Annotated in this window: 21 protein-coding genes and 2 tRNA genes; 22 read left to right on the forward strand and 1 reads right to left on the reverse strand. The window is 71.3% G+C overall.

Features of this window, described 5'->3' with window-relative positions; translation table 11 throughout:
• Positions 1 to 131: 131 nt before the first annotated feature.
• The 12 genes from nadD (at position 132) to ACIPXC_RS24835 (ending at position 12,361) form a co-directional block, all read left to right on the forward strand.
• Entirely contained in the window at positions 132 to 749 is a 618-nt protein-coding gene (gene nadD / locus ACIPXC_RS24780; RefSeq protein WP_401622171.1) for a nicotinate-nucleotide adenylyltransferase, read from the forward strand.
• A gap of 24 nt (positions 750 to 773) precedes the next feature.
• The gene (locus ACIPXC_RS24785) at positions 774 to 2,504 is read left to right on the forward strand and encodes an LCP family protein (RefSeq protein ID WP_401622174.1); all 1,731 of its coding nucleotides are present in this window, start codon (positions 774 to 776) and stop codon (positions 2,502 to 2,504) included.
• 120 nt (positions 2,505 to 2,624) lie between these two features.
• The gene (gene rsfS / locus ACIPXC_RS24790; protein WP_030027741.1) at positions 2,625 to 3,071 is read left to right on the forward strand and encodes a ribosome silencing factor; all 447 of its coding nucleotides are present in this window, start codon (positions 2,625 to 2,627) and stop codon (positions 3,069 to 3,071) included.
• A complete protein-coding gene (locus ACIPXC_RS24795) occupies positions 3,068 to 3,724 on the forward strand; it encodes a histidine phosphatase family protein (RefSeq protein WP_401622406.1) in 657 nt (218 codons plus the stop codon). The genes rsfS and ACIPXC_RS24795 overlap by 4 nt, the downstream gene beginning before the upstream one ends.
• 124 nt (positions 3,725 to 3,848) lie before the next feature.
• Positions 3,849 to 3,921 (forward strand) — tRNA-Ala (locus ACIPXC_RS24800).
• Positions 3,922 to 4,064: 143 nt separating this feature from the next.
• Positions 4,065 to 4,298, forward strand: a complete 234-nt coding sequence (locus tag ACIPXC_RS24805; protein ID WP_031145414.1) for a hypothetical protein — start codon at positions 4,065 to 4,067, stop codon at positions 4,296 to 4,298.
• Between the two features lie 131 nt (positions 4,299 to 4,429).
• Positions 4,430 to 4,502 (forward strand) — tRNA-Ala (locus ACIPXC_RS24810).
• Positions 4,503 to 4,756: 254 nt separating this feature from the next.
• Positions 4,757 to 7,621: a leucine--tRNA ligase gene (gene leuS, locus ACIPXC_RS24815; RefSeq protein ID WP_401622179.1), complete on the forward strand. Its 2,865-nt coding sequence runs from the start codon at positions 4,757 to 4,759 to the stop codon at positions 7,619 to 7,621.
• A gap of 133 nt (positions 7,622 to 7,754) precedes the next feature.
• Positions 7,755 to 8,534, forward strand: a complete 780-nt coding sequence (locus ACIPXC_RS24820) for a hypothetical protein (protein WP_401622182.1) — start codon at positions 7,755 to 7,757, stop codon at positions 8,532 to 8,534.
• A 324-nt stretch (positions 8,535 to 8,858) separates the two neighbouring features.
• On the forward strand, positions 8,859 to 9,704 hold the full coding sequence (locus tag ACIPXC_RS24825) for a DegV family protein (protein WP_401622189.1): 846 nt from the start codon (positions 8,859 to 8,861) through the stop codon (positions 9,702 to 9,704).
• Positions 9,705 to 10,069: 365 nt separating this feature from the next.
• Entirely contained in the window at positions 10,070 to 10,831 is a 762-nt protein-coding gene (locus tag ACIPXC_RS24830) for a helix-hairpin-helix domain-containing protein (protein ID WP_401622192.1), read from the forward strand.
• Between the two features lie 9 nt (positions 10,832 to 10,840).
• Entirely contained in the window at positions 10,841 to 12,361 is a 1,521-nt protein-coding gene (locus ACIPXC_RS24835; protein ID WP_401622195.1) for a recombinase family protein, read from the forward strand.
• Here ACIPXC_RS24835 and ACIPXC_RS24840 read toward each other — a convergent pair.
• The gene (locus tag ACIPXC_RS24840; protein WP_401622198.1) at positions 12,358 to 12,975 is read right to left on the reverse strand and encodes a hypothetical protein; all 618 of its coding nucleotides are present in this window, start codon (positions 12,973 to 12,975) and stop codon (positions 12,358 to 12,360) included. The genes ACIPXC_RS24835 and ACIPXC_RS24840 overlap by 4 nt on opposite strands.
• 203 nt (positions 12,976 to 13,178) lie before the next feature.
• Between ACIPXC_RS24840 and ACIPXC_RS24845 the strand changes: the two genes are divergently transcribed.
• The 10 genes from ACIPXC_RS24845 to ACIPXC_RS24890 all read left to right on the forward strand — a co-directional run bounded on the left by ACIPXC_RS24845 (position 13,179) and on the right by ACIPXC_RS24890 (position 20,586).
• Complete coding sequence (locus tag ACIPXC_RS24845; protein WP_401622201.1) at positions 13,179 to 13,418, forward strand: helix-turn-helix domain-containing protein; 240 nt, start codon at positions 13,179 to 13,181, stop codon at positions 13,416 to 13,418.
• Between the two features lie 243 nt (positions 13,419 to 13,661).
• Positions 13,662 to 14,225 carry a DUF6907 domain-containing protein gene (locus ACIPXC_RS24850; RefSeq protein ID WP_401622203.1) on the forward strand — a complete coding sequence of 188 codons (564 nt, stop codon included), beginning with the start codon at positions 13,662 to 13,664 and terminating at the stop codon, positions 14,223 to 14,225.
• On the forward strand, positions 14,222 to 14,704 hold the full coding sequence (locus ACIPXC_RS24855; protein WP_401622206.1) for a hypothetical protein: 483 nt from the start codon (positions 14,222 to 14,224) through the stop codon (positions 14,702 to 14,704). The genes ACIPXC_RS24850 and ACIPXC_RS24855 overlap by 4 nt, the downstream gene beginning before the upstream one ends.
• Positions 14,701 to 16,089: an AAA family ATPase gene (locus tag ACIPXC_RS24860; RefSeq protein WP_401622208.1), complete on the forward strand. Its 1,389-nt coding sequence runs from the start codon at positions 14,701 to 14,703 to the stop codon at positions 16,087 to 16,089. The genes ACIPXC_RS24855 and ACIPXC_RS24860 overlap by 4 nt, the downstream gene beginning before the upstream one ends.
• A 10-nt stretch (positions 16,090 to 16,099) precedes the next feature.
• A complete protein-coding gene (locus ACIPXC_RS24865) occupies positions 16,100 to 16,315 on the forward strand; it encodes a hypothetical protein (protein ID WP_401622211.1) in 216 nt (71 codons plus the stop codon).
• 112 nt (positions 16,316 to 16,427) lie between these two features.
• Positions 16,428 to 16,739 carry a hypothetical protein gene (locus tag ACIPXC_RS24870; RefSeq protein ID WP_401622214.1) on the forward strand — a complete coding sequence of 104 codons (312 nt, stop codon included), beginning with the start codon at positions 16,428 to 16,430 and terminating at the stop codon, positions 16,737 to 16,739.
• Between the two features lie 73 nt (positions 16,740 to 16,812).
• The gene (locus tag ACIPXC_RS24875) at positions 16,813 to 17,160 is read left to right on the forward strand and encodes a helix-turn-helix domain-containing protein (protein WP_401622409.1); all 348 of its coding nucleotides are present in this window, start codon (positions 16,813 to 16,815) and stop codon (positions 17,158 to 17,160) included.
• A complete protein-coding gene (locus tag ACIPXC_RS24880; RefSeq protein ID WP_401622217.1) occupies positions 17,123 to 17,359 on the forward strand; it encodes a hypothetical protein in 237 nt (78 codons plus the stop codon). Before ACIPXC_RS24875 ends, ACIPXC_RS24880 begins: the two co-directional genes overlap by 38 nt.
• On the forward strand, positions 17,359 to 18,042 hold the full coding sequence (locus tag ACIPXC_RS24885) for a hypothetical protein (protein ID WP_401622220.1): 684 nt from the start codon (positions 17,359 to 17,361) through the stop codon (positions 18,040 to 18,042). The genes ACIPXC_RS24880 and ACIPXC_RS24885 overlap by 1 nt, the downstream gene beginning before the upstream one ends.
• 3 nt (positions 18,043 to 18,045) lie before the next feature.
• Entirely contained in the window at positions 18,046 to 20,586 is a 2,541-nt protein-coding gene (locus ACIPXC_RS24890) for a hypothetical protein (protein WP_401622223.1), read from the forward strand.
• Positions 20,587 to 20,589: the final 3 nt, after the last annotated feature.

A 20,589-nucleotide genomic window follows, 5' to 3' on the forward strand; every position in this document is an offset into this window, starting at 1 on the left:
GTACGAGGACGATCCTCCGCCTTGCGATCGCACGCACCAGACGCCGCGGGGCCCGCCCTGCGGGCGGACGGCGCTACTTTCGAAACACGCCCTAGTCGGACCGGTCCGCCGGGCCAGTAGGCTCTGCGCTCATGGGAGAGCAGGAAACGCCTACCGGTCCGGTCAAGCGCCGGCTCGGCGTGATGGGCGGGACATTCGACCCGATCCACCACGGACACCTGGTGGCCGCCAGCGAGGTGGCCGCCCTTTTCCACCTCGACGAGGTGGTGTTCGTGCCGACCGGCGAGCCGTGGCAGAAGTCCCAGCGGGCCGTCTCGCCCGCCGAGGACCGCTACCTGATGACGGTCATCGCCACAGCGTCGAACCCGCAGTTCTCGGTCAGCCGTATCGACATCGACCGCGGCGGGCCGACCTACACGATCGACACCCTGCGGGACCTGAAGGCGCTGAACGACGACGCCGACCTGTTCTTCATCACGGGCGCCGACGCGCTCGCCCAGATCCTGACCTGGCGGAACGCCGAGGAGCTCTTCTCGCTCGCCCACTTCATCGGAGTCACCCGGCCGGGCCACGTGCTCACCGACGACGGGCTCCCCGAGGGCGGCGTCTCCCTGGTCGAGGTGCCCGCGCTGGCGATCTCCTCCACGGACTGCCGGGCCCGGGTCTCCCAGGGGGATCCCGTCTGGTACCTGGTGCCGGACGGCGTGGTGCGCTACATCGACAAGCGTGAGCTGTACCGGGGAGCCTGAGCTTCCGGAGAGAGGGGCCCCGCGGTGAACGACCGACAGGATCCGTACGACCCGTATGCCGGCCACGAGCAGCAGCTCATCGGCTACGACGCGTACGGGCGGCCGGTGTACGGCCGGGCGCCCGCGCAGTCCGCCCCCCAGTACGAACAGCAGGGCTACGGCTACGACCACCAGGACTACGGCCACCAGGACTACGGTCGGCAGCAGCCGCAGCAGTACTACCAGCAGCAGCCGGCGGGCCAGGAGTACGGGCAGCAGGAGTACACCCAGGCGCCCTCCTACGGGTACGACGCGCAGCAGGCCCCGCAGCAGGCCCCGCAGCAGGCCCCGCAGCAGGCCCCCCAGCAGACGCAGCAGCAGGCCCAGCAGTGGATCCCGCAGCAGACGGCGCCCGGGCCCGCGGCCGCCGAGCAGGCCCCCGCCGCCGCGGAACGGCCGGCGGGCCAGGTCCCCGAGCCGCGCCGGCCCGAGGGCGGGTCCGAGGCGGGGCGGGACTACCGCACCGAGATGTTCGCCTTCATCGACCAGCCGGACGAGGACTCCGAGGACGTCATCGACTGGCTCAAGTTCACCGAGAGCCGCACCGAACGCCGCGAGGAGGCCCGCCGCCGCGGCCGCAACCGGGTGGTCGCGCTCATCGTCGTCCTGGCGGTGTTCGTCGTCGCGGGCCTCGGCTACCTCTGGTACGCGGGCAAGCTGCCGTTCCTCGACGGTCCCGGCGGGAAGAAGACCGCGGCCACCGCGGACGCCGGGGCGCAGAAGCGCGACATGATCGTCGTACACCTGCACAACACCAAGAAGGGCGGTACCTCCTCGGCGCTGCTCGTCGACAACGTCACCGCGAAGCAGGGCGCCACCGTCCTGCTGCCGAACGCCCTCGCCCTGACCGGCCAGGACGGGACCGCCACGGCCCTCGGCAAGGCGGTCGGGGAGGGCGGTCTCGGCACCCGCGAGGCCCTCGACTCCGTGCTCGGCACCCGCATCGGCGGCACCTGGCGCCTGGACACCCCCTTCCTGGAGAACCTGGTCGAGCTGGTCGGCGGCATCGAGGCCGACACCGACACCGCGGTCCCGGCCGACGACGCGGCCAAGACCCCGGCCGTGGCCCAGGGCCAGAAGCAGAGCCTGAGCGGCCCGATGGCCGTCGCGTACGCCACGTACCGGGCCCAGGGCGAACCGGAGGCCAAGCAGCTGGAGCGGACGGGCAGGGTGCTCCACGCGGTCCTGCGCAAGTTCCCGGGCGACCCGAAGGCGGGGGCGGTCACGGTCGAGAGCATCGGCCAGATCCTCGATCCCGCACTGAACGCGCAGACCCTCGGAACGATGCTGTCCAAGCTCGGCGCGCACGCCAAGGTGGGTGCGTACCGCACTGACCTTCTCGCGGTGAAGCCGGACGGAACGCTCACGGACGAGGCCAACAAGAAGGTCGTCAAGGAGGTGCTCGGCGGGTCCGCCGGCGCGGCGCAGCCCGGCGCCACCCCGCGCGTCGGTCTCAAGGACGCCTCCGGCGACGAGAAGACGCAGGTCGCGGCCAAGGCGGCGCTGATGAACGGCGGCTACGCCTTCGTGGACGGCGGCAAGGCCGACAAGACCGCGTCCGCCTCGCAGATCACCTACCAGGACGACGCCCAGCGCGACCGCGCGATCGAGGTGGCCAAGACGCTGGGGCTGCCGGAGACGGTCGTGAAGAAGGCCGAGAACGTCGTGAACGCCGACGTCGTGGTGATCCTCGGCAAGGACTACAAGGCCTCCTGACCGGGCCGCGGCCCGGCCGGGAGGGGGCGTTCGCGCCCGCGCGGAACGTTCCGCGCGGGCGCCGTCGGCGGTACATGAGACCCTTGTAAGGATCTGCCCGCCAACCCGAAAGCATGGCCAGTGACCGCCACGGACCGCTCCATCGAGCTCATCACCACCGCTGCCCAGGCCGCGGCCGACCGGCTCGCGCACGACATCATCGCGTACGACGTCAGCGACGTGCTGTCGATCACCGACGCCTTCCTGCTCGCCTCGGCGCCCAACGACCGTCAGGTCAAGTCGATCGTCGACGAGATCGAGGAGCGCCTGCAGAAGGAGCTCGGCGCCAAGCCGGTGCGCCGTGAGGGCGACCGCGACGCCCGCTGGATCCTGCTCGACTACGTCGACATCGTCGTCCACGTCCAGCACAGCGAGGAGCGGGTCTTCTACGCGCTGGAGCGCCTGTGGAAGGACTGCCCCGAGATCGAGCTCCCCGAGGACGCCAAGCTCACCATCGGCAAGGCCGAGGAGCACGCCAAGCTGCGCGAGGCGGCGGGCGACGACGACCTGGACGGTGATCTGTTCTGAGCACGACCACCTCGGGCCGGTCGGGCCGGAAGATCGTCCTCTGGCGGCACGGCCAGACCTCGTGGAACCTGGAACGGCGCTTCCAGGGCTCGACGGACATCGAGCTCACCGAGACGGGCCTGGCGCAGGCACGCCGCTCGGCGCGGCTGCTCGCCTCGCTGAAGCCGGACGCCATCGTTGCCTCGGACCTCAAGCGCGCCGCTGCCACCGCGGCCGAGCTGGCCGCGGTCACGGGCCTGCCCGTGGCGCACACCGAGGCGCTGCGCGAGACGTACGCCGGCGAGTGGCAGGGCCTGACGCACGAGGAGATCGTCGAGAAGTACGGCGAGCAGTACGCGGCGTGGAAGCGCGGCGAGCCGGTCCGCCGGGGCGGCGGTGAGCTGGAGACCGAGGTCGCGGACCGCGCCGCGCCCGTGGTGCTGGACCACACCGGTCGGCTGCCGGTGAACGGCACCCTCGTCGTGGTCAGCCACGGTGGCACGATCCGTACGACCATCGGCCGGCTGCTGGGTCTGGAGGCGCGCTCCTGGGAGAGCCTGGGCGGGCTCTCCAACTGCTGCTGGTCCGTCCTCGGCGAGGGCGCACGGGGCTGGCGCCTGCTGGAGCACAACGCCGGCACCCTGCCGGAACCGGTGCTCGGCGACGACGACTGAGCAGGCTCCCTGCCGCTTCCCACCGGGGGTCCGACCCGGATTTCACTTTCCGGCTGGTCACAGGCTAGAGTTCTTCTTGTTCGCAGCGAAGAACACCGGAGACGGGGGAAGCGCAGCGGAGAGCGGGGCTATAGCTCAGTTGGTAGAGCGCCTGCATGGCATGCAGGAGGTCAGGAGTTCAATTCTCCTTAGCTCCACAATCAGGATCCCGTCCCCAAGTGGGGGCGGGATCCTTGTTTTTGTACCCTTTGCGTTTGCTGACCTGGCCCGCACCGGCGTGGCAGAATCGGACGGCCGGAGGGGGAGTCGACGGCCCGACGCGGGAGGGAGTCGCGAACGGATGGGTGCACACCGGCGCCGGTGCGACTGGTGCAACAACGGGACGCCGATCGTGCGGGACATGGACCCGGTCAACCCCGAATACCAGTACTGGTGCGAGGAATGCGCGCGGGCGCTGATCATAAAAGGCGACCCGATCGAGACGTACCGGGAGCTGGAAGGGGAGCCGATCTACGGACGGCTGCTCGACGAGCACTGCACGCTCAAGCGGTTCTATCAGTTCGCGAGAGCGTGACAGGCCGTCGCAAACCGGACATGGCCCGGGGTTGGTGGAAACCGATTTTTGGACCAGGGCCATGACCGTGTAATGTTTGGGACGTCGCCAAGGGGAACCGGCAAGGGAAACCGAAGCGGCAAGCAGGGCAAGGGGCTATAGCTCAGTTGGTAGAGCGCCTGCATGGCATGCAGGAGGTCAGGAGTTCAATTCTCCTTAGCTCCACGGTGAAGAGGCGGGCCACCCGGATCGGGTGGCCCGCTTCTCGTTGTGTCACCCGGTGGAACGGCCGAGCGTCGTCGGGGGCCGCTGCGGTACCCTGACGCCATGCGTGCCGTACGCCTCCTGCTTACCGAGCCGCGCTGATCAGTACCGACCTTCGAAACGGTCGGCCTCGGCGCGGCGCCCCCTCCTGTGCGAGGGGTTTTTTCGTTTGGACAGCAGGGACGGCAGAGACGATCGATGGAGCTTCAGAAATCATGAGCGAGACGAACACCCCGGCCCCCGAGGCGGCCGAGGCGCACCGTTACACGGCTGCCATGGCCGCCGACATCGAGGCACGCTGGCAGGACGTCTGGGACGCGCAGGGCACCTACGAGGCCCCGAACCCGACCGGTGACCTGGCCGGGGACCCGGCGGTCGTCGCGCGGCCCAAGAAGTTCATCATGGACATGTTCCCGTACCCGTCCGGTGCGGGCCTGCACGTCGGTCACCCGCTCGGCTACATCGCCACCGACGTCTACGCCCGCCACCAGCGGATGACCGGCCACAACGTCCTGCACACCCTGGGATTCGACGCCTTCGGCCTGCCGGCCGAGCAGTACGCCGTGCAGACCGGCACGCACCCGCGCGTGTCGACCGAGGCGAACATCGAGAACATGAAGATCCAGCTGCGCCGGCTGGGCCTGGGCCACGACAAGCGCCGCTCGTTCGCCACGATCGACCCGGACTACTACAAGTGGACCCAGTGGATCTTCCTGCAGATCTACAACTCCTGGTACGACGCGGACGCGAAGAAGGCCCGGCCGATCGCCGAGCTGGTCGCCGCCTTCGAGGACGGCTCCCGTGAGGTCCCCGGCGGCCGCGCCTGGGCCGGCCTGACCGCGGCCGAGCGGGCCGACGTACTGAACGGCTTCCGGCTGGCCTACTCCTCCGACGCGCCCGTCAACTGGTGCCCCGGGCTGGGCACCGTTCTGGCCAACGAGGAGGTCACCGCCGACGGCCGCTCCGAGCGCGGCAACTTCCCGGTCTTCAAGTCCAAGCTGAGCCAGTGGAACATGCGGATCACCGCGTACGCCGACCGGCTGCTGGACGACCTGGACGCGCTGGACTGGCCCGAGGCCATCAAGCTGCAGCAGCGCAACTGGATCGGCCGCAGCGAGGGCGCGCGCGTCGACTTCGCGCTGGGCGACGAGGCCATCACCGTCTTCACCACCCGCCCGGACACGCTGTTCGGCGCCACGTACATGGTGCTGGCGCCCGAGCACCCGCTGGTCGAGAAGTTCATCCCGGCCGCCTGGCCCGAGGGCACCCACCACGTGTGGACGGGCGGGCACGCCACCCCGGCCGAGGCCGTCACCGCCTACCGCAAGCAGGCCGCCTCGAAGTCGGACGTCGAGCGCCAGGCCGAGGCCAAGGACAAGACCGGTGTCTTCACCGGCGAGTACGCGATCAACCCGGTCAGCGGCGACAAGGTCCCGGTCTTCATCGCCGACTACGTCCTGATGGGCTACGGCACCGGCGCGATCATGGCCGTTCCGGCCCACGACAGCAGGGACTTCGAGTTCGCGCGCGCCTTCGAGCTGCCGATGCGCTGCGTCGTGCAGCCGTCGGACGGCCGCGGCACCGACCCGGCCGAGTGGGACGACGCCTTCGCCTCGTACGACGCGAAGCTGGTCAACTCCACGGGCGAGGGCATCTCGCTGGACGGCCTGGGCGTCGTCGAGGCGAAGGCCGCGATCACCGAGTGGCTGGCCGGGCGCGGCATCGGTGAGGGGACGGTCAACTTCCGCCTGCGCGACTGGCTGTTCAGCCGCCAGCGGTACTGGGGCGAGCCCTTCCCGATCGTCTACGACGAGGACGGCGTCGCGCACTCCCTGCCGGAGTCGATGCTGCCGCTGGAGCTGCCGGAGGTCGAGGACTACTCGCCGCGCACCTTCGAGCCGGACGACGCGGACTCGCAGCCGGAGACCCCGCTGTCGCGCAGGGCCGACTGGGTCAACGTCGAACTGGACCTGGGCGACGGCGTGAAGTCCTACCGGCGCGAGACCAACACCATGCCCAACTGGGCCGGTTCCTGCTGGTACGAGCTGCGCTACCTGGACCCGAACAACGCCTCCGCGCTGGTCGACCCGGAGATCGAGCAGTACTGGATGGGCCCCCGCGAGGGTGCCCCGCACGGCGGTGTCGACCTGTACGTGGGCGGCGCCGAGCACGCGGTGCTGCACCTGCTGTACGCCCGCTTCTGGTCGAAGGTGCTGTTCGACCTGGGCCACGTGTCGTCGGCGGAGCCGTTCCACAAGCTGTTCAACCAGGGCATGATCCAGGCGTACGCCTACACCGACGAGCGCGGTGTCTACGTCCCGGCGGCCGAGGTCGAGGAGCGCGACGGCGCCTACTTCCACGAGGGCAAGCGGGTCAAGCGCGAGCACGGCAAGATGGGCAAGTCCCTGAAGAACGCCGTCACGCCCGACGAGATCTGCGAGGAGTACGGCGCCGACACGCTGCGCCTGTACGAGATGGCGATGGGCCCGCTGGACGTCTCCCGTCCGTGGGACACGCGCGCCGTGGTCGGCCAGTACCGGCTGCTGCAGCGCCTGTGGCGCAACATCGTGGACGAGGAGACCGGCGCGGTCACCGTCGTCGACGCAGAGCCCGCCGAGGACACCCTGCGCGCGCTGCACAAGGCCATCGACGGGGCGGGTGCCGACATGGCGGGGCTGCGGTTCAACACCGCCATCGCCAAGATCACCGAGCTGAACAACACCCTGACGAAGGCGGGCCGCCCGCTGGAGCGCTCGGTGGCCGAGCGGCTGGTCCTGCTGGTCGCCCCGCTGGCCCCGCACATCGCGGAGGAGCTGTGGCACCGGCTGGGCCACAGCGAGTCGGTGGTCCACCAGGACTTCCCCGTGGCGGACCCGGCGTACGTGGTGGACGAGACCGTGACCTGCGTGGTGCAGGTCAAGGGCAAGGTCAAGGCGCGCCTGGAGGTCTCGCCGACGATCACCGACGCCGAGCTGGAGCAGCTGGCCGTGACCGAAGCCGGCGTCGTCGCGGCGCTGGGCGGCGCGGAGATCCGCAAGGTGATCGTGCGCGCGCCGAAGCTGGTGAACATCGTGATCTGAGCCGCCGGAAGGCTCCGCCCCCGGTATGGGGGAGATCCCGTACGGGCAGGTTGGGGGTTCGAATGGAACCCCTGGCCTGCCCGTGGCGTTTACCGTGGAAGGGAAGAGCCGACGCCTGGGGAAAGGGGCCGTCATGGAGGCCGCGTTGATCATCTTCGCGCTGATGTTGCTGACATTCGTGGGCCTCGGCGCGTACCTCACGGTCAAGGCGGTGGGCGCGGCCAAGCGAGGCGTGGAGCGCACCGTCGTACAGGCGCGGCGCACGGTGGAGGACACCACGCTGCGGGCCAGGAGTTTCGGACAGGTCGGAGTGGCGGGTGCGCTGGCGCAGCTGCGGCTCGACCTGCGGACGTCGATGCGCGCCACCCAGCAGGCGCTGGCGGAGGGGTCCCGGACGGACGCCTCGCTGCGGGAGTCCCTCGCGCTGTTCGAGCGGCTGAGCGCCCACGGGCACGAGCTCGACGGGGAGCTGAAGCGGCTGGAGCAGGAGCCCGACAAGCAGCGCACGGCACAGCTCCTGCCGGACCTGCGGGAGCGCGCGGGCCAGATCATCCAGGCGGCGGACTCCCTGCGGTGGGCCGCCCGCGACCGGGCCCGGCGCTTCGCGGAGGACGAGCTGTCGCTGCTGTCGGAGCAGATCGAGATGGAGTCGGGCGCGCTGCGCGACTGGTCCCGCGAACCGGTGGACGACCTGGCGGCGGCGGCCGCCGAGTGGGACGCGGCCCGGTCCGCGCAGACGCCGTCCGCTTCCCCTTCCCCTTCTCCTTCCCCGGCCTCTTCCCCTTCTCCTTCCCCGGCCTCGAACCCGACCTCGAAGCCGGCGCCCACACCCCCGCCGGCTGCCCTGAACCCGCCGACCCCGACGATGCAGTACCCCTGGCAGAAGACCCCCCGCCCGGAAAGCGCCGGCTGAACGGGTCCACCACCGCTGGGCCGACAGGGCCCAGGTGTATTGCCCAGCGAGATGGGGGACGCGGCCGGCGGGTGGTTTGCCTGCGGGAGGCGCACAGGAACGAGTTCCGTGCGCGCGGCCGCCCCTGCGGTTGCTCACCCTGACGCGTCGCTGTGAGGACCGGGTCCAGATAGGGCCGGAGCCGGGGGCGGGCCCCCGCCGGGCGGCTGCCACCGTATGTTCCGTAGGCTCTGCCCACCCCGGCGGAGGCCGAGTGACGCCTTCTCGCGTCCCCGGAGGGGGCCCGGCTGCCGTCCTGCCCCCACGAGCGGTAACCTCCGCCTCATGTCCCGCCATGTCGCCATCGTCACCGATTCCACGGCCTATCTGCCCCGACCGGCCATGGCACGGCACGGAATCACCGCCGTGCCGCTCACCGTGGTGCTCGGCGGCGAGGCGCTCGAAGACGGCACGGAGATCTCGGCGCGCAGCCTGGCCGTCGCCCTGCAGAAGCGCCGCTCGGTCACCACGTCCCGCCCCGGCCCGGAGGAGTTCGTACGGGCCTACCGGGCCGCCGCGGACGCGGGGGCGACCGGCATCGTCAGCCTGCACCTGTCCGCCGAGTTCTCGGGGACCTACGACGCCGCCGTGGTGGCCGCCAGGACCGCGCCCGTGCCCGTACGCGTCGTGGACACCGGCATGGTCGCGATGGCCCTCGGGTTCTGCGCGCTCGCCGCGGCCGAGGCCGCCGAGGCGGGCGGAACCGTGGACGAGGCCGTGGCGGCGGCCGAGAAGCGGGCGGCGGACATGGCCGCCTACTTCTACGTCGACACCCTCGACTATCTGCGCCGCGGCGGCCGGATCGGCGCCGCGCAGGCCCTGCTCGGCTCGGCCCTGGCGGTGAAGCCGCTGCTGACGCTGGACGGCGGGCGGATCGAGATGCTGGAGAAGGTGCGTACGGCCTCCAAGGCCATCGCCCGCCTGGAGGAGCTGGCGGTGGAGCGGGCCGGCTCCGCCGAGGTGGACGTGGCGGTGCACCACCTCGCGGCACCGGAGCGGGCCGAGAAGCTCGCGGAGCGGCTCCGCGAGCGGATCCCCGGCCTGGTCGAGCTGCACGTCAGCGAGGTCGGTGCGGTGATCGGCGCGCACACCGGACCGGGGCTCCTGGCTGCGGTCGTCTCACCCCGCTGATCACCGGAACGAGTGGCCCGGTTATCCACAACGGGGCGGTCATCCACCGGAATTGAAGGGTCCGCACGGCGGTCGGGATCTGCCCCTACGGTCGTGCCATGACTCTTCGAACGCGTACTTCCCGCACTTCGCGTACTTCCCGCACGTCCCGTACCTTCCGTCCGTCGGGCGCCACCAGCGGCCCGGGCCGTTCCCGCCTCTCCGACGGCCGTCAGCGCCACGGCGGTGGCCCCGGCAGGCGCCGCCACGGTCTCCGGGCCGCGTCTCCGCCTCCATCTCCACCTTCGCATCCCCGTCCGCGCCCCGGTCCGGGGGCGGCTCCAGGGCCTGCTCCCGGTCCGCATCCCGATCCGGGGGCGGACGCGGTGCGGCGCAGGGCCGAAGCGTTGCTCGGCGGCGGCTCGCCGCAGCAACCGCCACCGGCCGCGGAGGATCCCCCGGCACCGCGCGGTGAAGCGACCGCCGAAGCCCTGCCCGCCGGCAGGGCGCGCGGGCTGGCGGTGCGGGAGCGGCTGCCGCTGTGGCTGCAGGCCCGGTGCGCGGTGGAGCCGCGCACGGTGGCCGCGGTCGGGGTGGTGCTGGCCGTCGCGGTGGGCCTGGCCGGGCAGCAGTACTGGTCGGCCAGGCCGCGGGAGGTGACCGCACCGGCGCCGGCCGCTCCGCCGGTGCTGCCGGCAGGGGCCACCGCGTCGGCGCCGACGCCGGGCGCGGCAGGCGGCGGCGCGGGGCCTGCTCGGATCGTCGTCGACGTGGGCGGCAAGGTCCGGGATCCCGGAGTCCGGCGGCTGCCGGCCGGTTCACGGGTCGAGGACGCGCTGGCCGCCGCCGGGGGAGTGCGTCCGGGCACGGACACCACCGGGCTGAACCGGGCCCGGGTGCTGGTGGACGGCGAGCAGGTGCTGGTGGGGGTGACGGCGCAGCCGCCACCGGGCGGGGCCGCGGGCGGGCCGCCCGCCGGGCCGCTCAGCCTGGGCTCGGCCACCGTCGAACAGCTGGACGGCCTGCCGGGGGTGGGTCCCGTTCTCGCCCAGCACATCGTGGACTTCCGCACCGCACGCGGCGGCTTCCGTTCCGTGGAGGATCTCCGTCAGGTCAACGGCATCGGCGATCCTACATGTAGACGCTAACCTATGACCATGAAGCCAACAAGGGCCGTGCTGCTTGTTCGAATCAGCTACCGGAAGCCCGAGGAGGACGCCGAAGAGACCGGCGTCGAGGCAGGCGGAAAGCGCCGCCGCGCCGAGTTCTCCAAGGGCATCGGCCGCCAGGAGGACGACGGGCGTGCGCTCGCCGAACGTCTCGGCTGGCAGATCGTCGAGGTCATCCCCGAGGACGACACGTCCGCCTTCAAGCGCCGCAAGATCAAGCTTCCCGACGGGACCACCGCACTCCGCACGGTCCGGCCGGGCTTCCGGCGCGCTCTGGAAATGCTGGCCTCCGGCGAGGCCGATGGCCTCATCGCCGACGACCTCGACCGAGTAGCGCGCGACCCGCGCGACCTCGAAGACCTCATCGACGTCGTCGAGTCCCGCCGGCCCCGCATCCCCGTCGAGTCCGTCACCGGGTCCCTGCGGCTGGACAACGACGCCAACATCACCATGGCGCGCGTCATGGTCGCCGTCGCTAACAAGTCCAGCCGCGACACCGCCCGCCGCGTCACCCGCAAACACGAGGAACTGGCCGCCGAGGGCAAGCCGGGCGGCGGAGGCTTCCGCGGCTACGGCTACACCGCCGACGGCCACGAGCCGATCGAGGCGGAGGCCGCCATCGTCCGTGAGATCGCCGCCCGGGTGCTCGGCGAATGGGACGGCTGGACCGACGAGCAGCGCGCGAAGATCGTGCCCGAAGTCGGGGAAAGCCTGACCTCCATCGCCACCGACCTCACCCGCCGGAAGGTGCCCACGGTGACCGGTAAGCCCTGGGGTGACCGGTCCGTCCGGTCGGTCGTCACGAAGCCGTCCGTGGCGGGCCTACGCGGCTACAAGGGCGAAGTGGTCGGTAAGGCCGTGTGGGAGCCCATCATCCCCGTAGAGACGTGGGAGCGGGTCTGCGCCCGCCTCGCCGGCCGGGCCCGGAGCGTGGACCTGACGCTGCAACGGTGGCTGACCGGGGTGCTCCGGTGCTCGCTCTGCCAGTGCATGCTCATGGGCTGGCAGGGGACCGGCGGCGTGCGGTACTGGTGCGCCACGCCCGAGGGCGGTTGCGGGAAGATCGCGGTGAAGGCGTCGTTCGTCGAGGACGAGGTGGAGCGCCAGGTGCTGGAGCTGCTGGGTAAGCCGGCGGTCCTGGAGCAGCTGCGGCATGTCGCCGACGCCGAGACGACCGCGGACGCGCGCGCGGAGCTGGCCGAGGACGAGGCCCAGTTGAAGCAGATGGCGGGCATGTGGGCCCGCCGTGAGCTGACGTTCGCCGAGTACACCGAGGCTCGCCGGATCGTGGAAGCCCGCGTCAAGGAGTCCCGGGCCCTCATTCACTCCCGGGCCCCGCGGGTCCTGCGGGCGCTCCTGGAGGGCGATGTGCGGGCCGGGTGGGGGCGGCTGACTCCGGCGGAGCGGCGGGACGTTGTGCTCGCGCTGGTGCCTGGCTACGACGTGCTGCCGCACGACCGGAGCCAGGGCAACAAGTTCAACCCCGGCCGGCTGGTGCCGCTCGACTAGGCCTCGTCGCCGAACCGTTCCCGCGTCTGCTCGGCGTTCGCCTGGAGGAGACGCGGGCCGGGTTCGGCGCCTTCGCGGCCGGCGGCCCCAGGGCCGAGCCATCCATCCTTGCGAGCCTTCGCCACCCAGCTGGACACCGTGGCCTCTGGCCGCTCCAGTGCGGCCGCCAGTCGCTTTACCGCGCCCCGGGGCTTCCCTGGGGCTGACTCGGCGATGTACCCCTCCGCGACCGCCTGCATGAGTTCGTCGGGCAGTGCCGCCCGCCCCGGCGCCGACTTCGCCGGGCTGCTGGAGGCGATGATCTGGTCGGCTGTCCGGGTGGGGGCCTGGCCTGTAAATACCGTGCTGGTGATCGGGCCGACGGTCGGTGTGCCCTTCAACTCCTCGACTGCGAGGTGGTACCGGACGTCATCCAGGATCGCGCCGACGGGTACATCGCGGAGCATCCGGGACGTCACGCTCGCGCCGGCGCCGCCGTGGGGCCGCACTTCCAGCCGCGTGATGACGAGCCCCTGAGGGCCCCGCGAGACGTCTCCGTTGGCGCGCCAGTCGGCGCCGCCCTTCGCGAACTTCCGGACCACGCCACGTACGGCCTCTGCCTCAGTCGGCTCCATGAAGCTGGTCACCTGGGCAAACCGCTCGGAGAACTGAGTCTCTGTCTCTCGGGGGTTACTCACACTCCGAATGTCGCACCCCGTACAACGGCAGGTCAACGCCCCACGGCGAAAAAGGCCGGATTGGGCCCACCGCGAGATTGAACCAGTGGGGTAGGCCTACCTACTGGACAAACCTAGGGGGTGGGCCTACCGTATTTCCCATGAGTTCAACAACCTCCGAGCTCATCAGAGCCCGCCTGCGCATTCGCCGCAGCCTCCCGGAGCCGCACGTGTGTCGTGCGGCCCGAGAGGCCGCGGGGCTGACGCAGAAGGACGTTGCAGATGCCGTAGGCGTGACCATTCAGGCGGTCAGCTACTGGGAAGCCGGATTGCGGCGCCCCCGAGGTGAGCGCTTCGAGCGGTACGCCGAGGCCATCGCAGCCCTGCGGGACGCCGCATGAGCGCCCGCACCCTGTCCGACATCTACGCCGAACGGCCGCTCACCGAGCAGCAGGCCCGCCGGATCGTCGCTCTCCTCGGCCTCGCAGACCGGGCCACAACAACGAGGGGGAGGGCCGGGGGCGCAACCCCGAACCCTCCCGCCGAATCCGCTCCACAGCAAGCAGCTAGCTGACACGCCAAAGCCCCGGGACTCAATCGCTGGCCGGCGATCCCGAGGCTTCGACAGAACGGATGTGTTTCTGATGATGGCACACCACACCCCGAACACGCTCGCCTCCGCCCTCGACGCGACGGGCAAGACCCTTCCGCTCCTCGCCGACCTCCCGCCGGCCCCTGCCCGCCAGTCGCAGGCCGCCGACCTCCTGAAGCAGATCAAGCAGGCCGAGCAGGACAACCCGGCGATCGGCAAGCTCCTCGACGTCGTCGCCGAGGAGGTCCGCAAGGCCGCAGACCCCGCGGCCGTCATCGACCGCGTCCTCGAACTCCTCACCCCGAAGACGCCCTGCCCGGCCCTCGGCGGTGCCTGCGTCGCCGACCACACCGACTCCTTCGTCCACCCCGACGACGACGAGCACCGCGGCCAGCTCCACGGCTTCGCCGACGGCAACGGCCAGCCCGACCACCTGAACATGCGGCTCGCCAGCACCGCGGACGGCTCGCGCCGGTTCGTCGAGCTGTGGGGGTTCAGCCAGGACGGCGAACTCACCCCGGCCGAGGCCCGCGCCTACGCGATCCAGCTGCGGGCCTCCGCCGAGCGGCTGGACCAGCTCGCCGCCACCCTCGACGCCGTCGAGGACACACAGTGACACGCCCGCAGATCCGTCCCCGCCTGGCCCCCGCGGCTGGGCGGGGACGCCCCCTGCACGCGGTTCCCTCGCAGGCCACCCCCGGTCAAATCACCGGCCTCCGTGCGGAGTCGCAGATCGTCGCGCTCGGCGTCACCGACTGGCCCGTGTACGGGTCCGCCGAGTGGCTCCAGCTCCAGCCCCGAGACCCGCGCACGTACGCGGCCGTCCTGGAGGCCGCCGAACTGCACCGCCGCCTTCAGGCGGACCCTGACCTGCCGGACGCCGAGTGGTACGCCGCCGTGTATGGCGACGCGCGCCAGATCGCCGCCGCGGTTCTCGCGGCCACCAGAAGGGTCCGGTCCGTCCGCGAGATCCGCGGCGCCCGCGCGCAGCCGCGGCCGCCCCACATCCTCAAGGCCACCCCGGGGTGGCCGCCGATCGCGGTCCCGGGCCAGCCCGGCCGCTACCTCGTCCATGGCCAGGAGAACCCCGAGTGACCACCACGCACGACCCAGCAGGCCTGCCGCCGGAGTACATCCGCGCGGCAGGCCTTCCGGGCGTTCCCGCGCAGGACCGCGACGCGTCGCCGCTCTGGCTCCCCAACGAGACGGGCGTAACCCCCACAGCTGGGAAACTCTGGGCCCCCGACCCGCAGGCCGCTCTCACCTCCGAGGAGCACTTCGAGCAGCGCGTAGCCGCCATGGCGAGCGAACTCCTCGACACCGACGGCCTCGACAAACTCAGGCCGCTAGAGCCCCTCCTCGGCGACCTCCTGCACCGCAACACGCTCGCCCGGGCCATCGGCCCCTCCGGCACCTTCAAGTCATTCGTGCTCCTCGACATGTGCGGACACATCGGCACCGGCATGAAGTGGCACGGCCACTACGTCCGCCAAGGCCTCGTCGTCTACCTCGTCGCCGAGGGCGCCGAAGGCATCCGCAAGCGCGTCCGCGCATGGGAGCAACACCACGGCGTCCGCATGGACAACGTGCGGTTCCTGGCCCGCCCAGTACAGGCCATGGACCCCGAGTGGGAAGTCCTCACCGAGGTCATGCGCCGCATGGAACCGTCCCTCATCGTCGTCGACACCCAAGCCCGCATCACGGTCGGCATCGAAGAGAACTCCAACACCGAGATGGGCCGCGTCGTCGCCCGCCTCGACCGGCTCCGCGTCGTTACCGGCGCCTGCGTCACCCTCGTCCACCACACCGGGCACGTCGGCGAGCACGGCCGCGGCGCCTCCGCGGTCAAAGGCGCCCTGCACTCCGAGCTGATGATCAGCCGCAAAGGCGACCGGCTCTCCAACTTCGTGCTGACGGTCAAGAGCGGCAAGCAGAAGGACGAGGAGGAGGGCGACGGCCACCTGTTCGGCCTCCGGAAGATCTCCATCGACGGGGAGTTCAAGCCCGACGGCCGGCCCGTCACATCCCTCGTCCTGGTCTCCCTCGACGCCGTGCCCGACCGGGAGCCGCTCGAAGGGTCGTTGGAGTGGATCGTGGCCCGCCTCGACGCCGCCGGGGTGCCCGACGACTACGGCCGCCGACGGCTTCGCACCGAGCTTCAGAAGCTGGGCATCCCCGCCCGCGACGAAAAGCTTCAGGAGGTTGCCAACCTTCGTCGAGAGCGGCGCCAGGACCGGTTCCCGGGTCAACCCCCTCTAGCGGTTCCCGAGAGTGGCCCCGGCCCATCGAAAGTCGCAGATCAGAGCGGTTCCGCACCGGGTGGGAACACGTCGGAACCGCACCCATGTCCGCCGGTGGTTCCCTCTCTCTTTCTGGAGAGGGAACCGGCGGCGGTGGAACCGCCGATCTGCTCTGTCTGCGGCGGCGAACTCGACACCGAATGGGCCTCACAAGGCCACGACCGACACGTCATGTGCTGAAGGAGTCCCCATGCCCAACTTCACGAACCTCGTCGCCGGACCCGCCGACCTCATCGCGCACCTCACCGCGAACTACCGATGCGGCCACTGCAACAGCGAGACCGAAACCCGCACCGACCCCCACGGCTTCCCCCACCTCGTCATCCACCACGACGACGGATGCCCCGTCCTCGAAGGCACCCTCAGCAGCCTCCCCGACACCCTCCGAGCCGCCACCACCCCCTGACGTCCGGTCGCGGCGGCTGACTTCTCGCGCGCGCACGCGAGGCTCGCCGCCGCTCCGGTTCTCCCCCCTCTTCGCATGTGCAGCTACAGACACGGACGGAAGGACCCCCGACATGCCCACCCCCAAGACACCGCCCTACCCCCGCCGGCCCGAACTCGACGCCGCGAACGCCCGCATGCGGCACGCCTTCGCCCGCCTCGGCCGCGAGGCCGCACGGCACCAGGGCGAGGAGAAGACGACCGTCACCACGGCCCTGGACAAGCTCCTCGCCGAGGCCATCAGCACCCTCGACAGGCTCGCCGACGAGGCCGGGCGGGCCGAGGACCAGTCGCCCCGGAATCAGGCGCTGTACGCCCGCCACGGGGCGCGGATGGCCCAGTTCGAGGCCCGGATGTCGTCGCAGGCCCGCGGTGTCCGCGGCTGACGGGCCGCGGCTGCTGCCGGACGGGTCGGCGACCGTGCCGGCCCGCCTCGCATCCACCACCTTCCACGCCCTCATGCGCTACCTGACGGACCAGAACCGGGCGAACGGCGGCGCCCTCACCCCGGAGGCCCGCGAACTCCTCCGCGCCCTGCACACGAGCGCCCAGGGCCGTACCGCCCCACCTGCAACTTCCTCCGAAGGAAGCGTGATCGCCGACTCAGCCACGCTCGGAGCGAGTGAGGTTGCACGGGTCCTCGGCTGCTCCAGACGCTGGGCGACTCATCTCCTGGGGTCCGGCCGGCTACGCGCCTGGCAGGTCGGCCGGACATGGGTGACAACACAGCGCGACCTCGACCGATACCGCCACGGCGAGGAGACGCACAATGCCCGACACGAACCAGGAGCAGCGCCCGCGGCCTGACCTCCTGGCAGCGATCCACGCGGACCAGGCAGCCAAGCAGGCCGCCGCCGAAGAGGCCGCCGCACCCGAACGCGAGCGCCAGCAAGCCGAGATGGCCCACGACGCCGCCCTGTTCGGTACCCCCGGCTGGAGCCGCCTCAGTGACGCACGCCGGGCGCGGGCCGCCCGCTACTCGGCCGAGCAGGGAGCGGCAGCGTGATGACTCCCGCCGAGGCCCGCGAGGCCCTGGACACCGCCCGCAGCGAGGCCGCCGAGGCACACGCCACCGTCGAGGCCCTGGCCGAGCGGGTCCGCGACGGCGACGAGCACGTCACCCCCGAGGAACTGGCCGGACAGCGCAGCCTCGCCGAGCTCGCCGGCCTCCGCGTCGAGGCCGCAGAGCGCAAGCTCGCCGCCGCCGAGGCCGCGGACCGCGACGCCCGTGCGAAGGCCATCGCCGCCGCCGCACGCCAGCTCATCGAAACCGACGACACACAGCCCGTCCTCGACGCCGTACAGGCCGCTGTCGCCGCACTGAAGCACCTCGTCACCGTCACGACCGACCGCACGGCGCGGATCCTGACCGTAGCCACCGAGGCCGTCGGAATGAACGAGGAACTTAAACTCACCGACCCGGACGCCGGCCCCTGGCCGTCGACCCGGTACGGGTTCCGCGCCCAGACCTTCCCCGCACACGTCGCCGTCCTCGACGAGGGCAACGCCGCCGCCCTGCGACCCGGCCGCATGGTCGCCGCCGCGCTGGCCCTGGCCCTGGCGGATGACCAACCCATGGTCGAGGAGGCACGGCAGGTGCTCAGCGCCCCCTTCGCGGCCGTCATCGAGCGACTGAAGACGGAAGTCCCCGGCCTGGATGAGGCACTGCGGCAGCCGGCCCAGGGCTGACCCATGGCGATCACCGTCGGGGAACTCGTCGCGAACATCCGCGCGGACAGCGGCGACTTCGAGCGCGGCATGGCCCGGTCACAGCTGCGCATGGCGGGCTTCACACAGGACGCCGAGGGCCGCCTTCGCCGCCTCGACGGCACGTTCGCCAACATGGGCGAGCGGATCAGCATGGGGTTCGCCGAGGCCGAGCGAGACGGCCGTAGCTTCGGCCTGAGCCTCGGCAGCGTCTCGGGCGCCCTCGGAGGGCTCGGCGGTGCCGCGGCCAGCATCGGCAAGATCGCCGCCATGTTCGGGGCGGCCGCCCCCGTTGCCGCGGGCCTCGCGGCCACCGTGGCATCGATCGCCCCGGCGGCCGGTGTGGCCGCTACCGGCCTCGTCGCCGTACAGCTCGCCACCCAGACCCTGAAGCTCGGCATGAAGGGCGTCGGCGACGCCGTCAGCGCCGCCCTGGACCCCTCAGACCCCGAAGCGTACGCCGAGGCGCTGGAGAAGCTGACGCCGGCCGCCCGCTCGTTCGTCGGCGAGGTCCGCACCCTCCAGCCCCAGCTGAAAGCCCTACAGCAGGGCGTCCAGGAACGCATGTTCCAGGGCCTCGACGGCATCCTCCGCGAGATGGGCACCACCACCCTGCCCATTCTCAGGAACGGCCTGCTCAACACGGCCGACGCCCTGAACCTGATGGGCAAGAACATCGGCAACACCGCCGTCGGCATGTCCACGTCGGGCGTGCTCGGGCAGGCCATCTCCGGCGCGAACATCGGCCTCACCAACCTCGCCCGGGTCCCCTCTCAGCTCATCCTCGGCCTCGGCCAGATTGCCGCAGCCGGCGCCCCCGCGTTCGGTCGGCTCACCGCAGCCGCAGGGGCGGGCGCGGACAGCATCTCGGCGAAGCTGAGCAAGGCCTTCGAGAGCGGCGGCATCGAGCGCGCCATCGATCAAGCCATCGCGGTGCTCGGGCAGCTCGGCAGCATCGCGGGGAACGTCGGATCGATCATCGGCTCCATCTTCACGTCGGCGCAGGCCAACGGCGGCGGCTTCCTCGGCACGTTGCAGCAGATCACGGGGGCGATGGCCACGGCGTTCTCCTCGCCAGCTGTGCAGTCTGGCATGCAGGCGATCTTCCAGACCATGAGCACGCTGGCGTCCACGATCGGCCCGCTCCTCACGCAGGCGCTCGGCGCGCTGGGTCCGGTGTTTACCGCGCTCGGCCCGCCCATCCAACGACTGATTCAGACCCTGGGCCCGGCGATCGGGAACATCATCGGCGCACTCGGCCCCGTGCTGGAGGTCGCGGCCGTCGCCGTCGGCTCCCTGCTGGACGCCATCAGCCCGCTGATCCCCGTGTTCGCCAACCTGATCGTAGGCCTCCTGCCCGCGCTCACACCGATCCTCACGATGGTTGCCGGCCTGTTCACGCAGATGGCACCGCTGGTCGCCCAGCTGGCCGGGGTGCTGATGTCGGCGCTCCAGCCGATCCTGGCCGCGCTGGTGCCCGCACTCGAACCGATCATCGCCGCGTTCATGACGCTGACGACGGCAATCCTGCCGATCCTGTCGACGCTGATCGCCTCGCTCGCACCGGTCATCGCCCAGCTCGCGGGCATCTTCGCGCAGCTGATGGTGGCGCTGGCACCGGTCATCGCCCAGCTGGTCCTGTTGGTGGCAGACGTCCTCACGAAGATGCTGCCGGTCCTGCTGCCGATCATCGAGACCGTCGGACAGCTCGCGAGCATGTTCGCGGATGAACTCGGCAGGGTCATCGAGGGCGTCATCATGCCCGCCTTCGAGGCCATCACCAGCCTGCTGTCCGGGGACTTCTCAGGGGCGTGGGACGCCGCGAAGCGCATGGTGTCGGGCGTGATCGACTCGTGGATCCGTATCTTCAAGGAACTGCCCGGCAAGGCCGGAGAGGCTCTCTCGGGGCTCGGCGCCGCGATCTGGGCGAAGGTGTCGGAGGCGGGCGGCCGGATGCTCTCCAGCATCAAGGAGAAGGTGTCCGAGGCCGTCGCCAAGCTCCGGGAGTTGCCCGGCATGGCGAGGGACGCGCTCGGCAACCTCGGCTCGATGCTCTACGACTCCGGCGCAGCGCTGGTGCGGGGGTTCATCAACGGCCTCAAGTCGATGATCGGGAACGTGAAGGACGGGGCGAAGGCGGTCGTGTCCGCCGCCCGGAACTTCTTCCCGTTCTCCCCGGCCAAGGAAGGCCCGTTCTCCGGGAAGGGCTGGACGCTCTATTCCGGGCAGTCCCTCGCACAGGGCCTCGCGGACGGCATCGGCTCGCGGTCCGGCCTCGTAGCCGGGGCGTTGGGCGACATGATGCGGCGGGCGCAGGGTTCCCTCGACGGCATGCACGGTCTCCAGGGCCTGCCCGGCGGCCTGCCGCTCGGCATGGCCCTGCCGTCCGCCAGCGCGACCGCTGCGGCCCAGCCCACGAGGCTCATCCTCGAAGTCACGGGCCCCGACGAGGTCAAGTCGTTCATCCGGAAGGTCGTGCAGGTCGATGGCCGCGGCGACGTCCAGGTGGCGTTCGGAAGCTACTGAGGA

This window comes from Streptomyces sp. NPDC090021 (assembly GCF_044748225.1).
Lineage (GTDB): Bacteria > Actinomycetota > Actinomycetes > Streptomycetales > Streptomycetaceae > Streptomyces.

What these genes read in the sequence shown, in the direction of transcription:
- nadD (WP_401622171.1), top strand. Translation starts at nt 132, where the DNA reads ATGGGAGAGCAGGAAACGCCTACCGGTCCGGTCAAGCGCCGGCTCGGC.
- ACIPXC_RS24805 (WP_031145414.1), top strand. Translation starts at nt 4,065, where the DNA reads ATGGGTGCACACCGGCGCCGGTGCGACTGGTGCAACAACGGGACGCCG.
- leuS (WP_401622179.1), top strand. Translation starts at nt 4,757, where the DNA reads ATGAGCGAGACGAACACCCCGGCCCCCGAGGCGGCCGAGGCGCACCGT.
- ACIPXC_RS24820 (WP_401622182.1), top strand. Translation starts at nt 7,755, where the DNA reads ATGGAGGCCGCGTTGATCATCTTCGCGCTGATGTTGCTGACATTCGTG.
- ACIPXC_RS24825 (WP_401622189.1), top strand. Translation starts at nt 8,859, where the DNA reads ATGTCCCGCCATGTCGCCATCGTCACCGATTCCACGGCCTATCTGCCC.
- ACIPXC_RS24835 (WP_401622195.1), top strand. Translation starts at nt 10,841, where the DNA reads ATGAAGCCAACAAGGGCCGTGCTGCTTGTTCGAATCAGCTACCGGAAG.
- ACIPXC_RS24840 (WP_401622198.1), bottom strand. Translation starts at nt 12,975, where the DNA reads ATGGAGCCGACTGAGGCAGAGGCCGTACGTGGCGTGGTCCGGAAGTTC.
- ACIPXC_RS24845 (WP_401622201.1), top strand. Translation starts at nt 13,179, where the DNA reads ATGAGTTCAACAACCTCCGAGCTCATCAGAGCCCGCCTGCGCATTCGC.
- ACIPXC_RS24850 (WP_401622203.1), top strand. Translation starts at nt 13,662, where the DNA reads ATGATGGCACACCACACCCCGAACACGCTCGCCTCCGCCCTCGACGCG.
- ACIPXC_RS24865 (WP_401622211.1), top strand. Translation starts at nt 16,100, where the DNA reads ATGCCCAACTTCACGAACCTCGTCGCCGGACCCGCCGACCTCATCGCG.
- ACIPXC_RS24870 (WP_401622214.1), top strand. Translation starts at nt 16,428, where the DNA reads ATGCCCACCCCCAAGACACCGCCCTACCCCCGCCGGCCCGAACTCGAC.
- ACIPXC_RS24875 (WP_401622409.1), top strand. Translation starts at nt 16,813, where the DNA reads ATGCGCTACCTGACGGACCAGAACCGGGCGAACGGCGGCGCCCTCACC.
- ACIPXC_RS24880 (WP_401622217.1), top strand. Translation starts at nt 17,123, where the DNA reads ATGCCCGACACGAACCAGGAGCAGCGCCCGCGGCCTGACCTCCTGGCA.
- ACIPXC_RS24885 (WP_401622220.1), top strand. Translation starts at nt 17,359, where the DNA reads ATGACTCCCGCCGAGGCCCGCGAGGCCCTGGACACCGCCCGCAGCGAG.
- ACIPXC_RS24890 (WP_401622223.1), top strand. Translation starts at nt 18,046, where the DNA reads ATGGCGATCACCGTCGGGGAACTCGTCGCGAACATCCGCGCGGACAGC.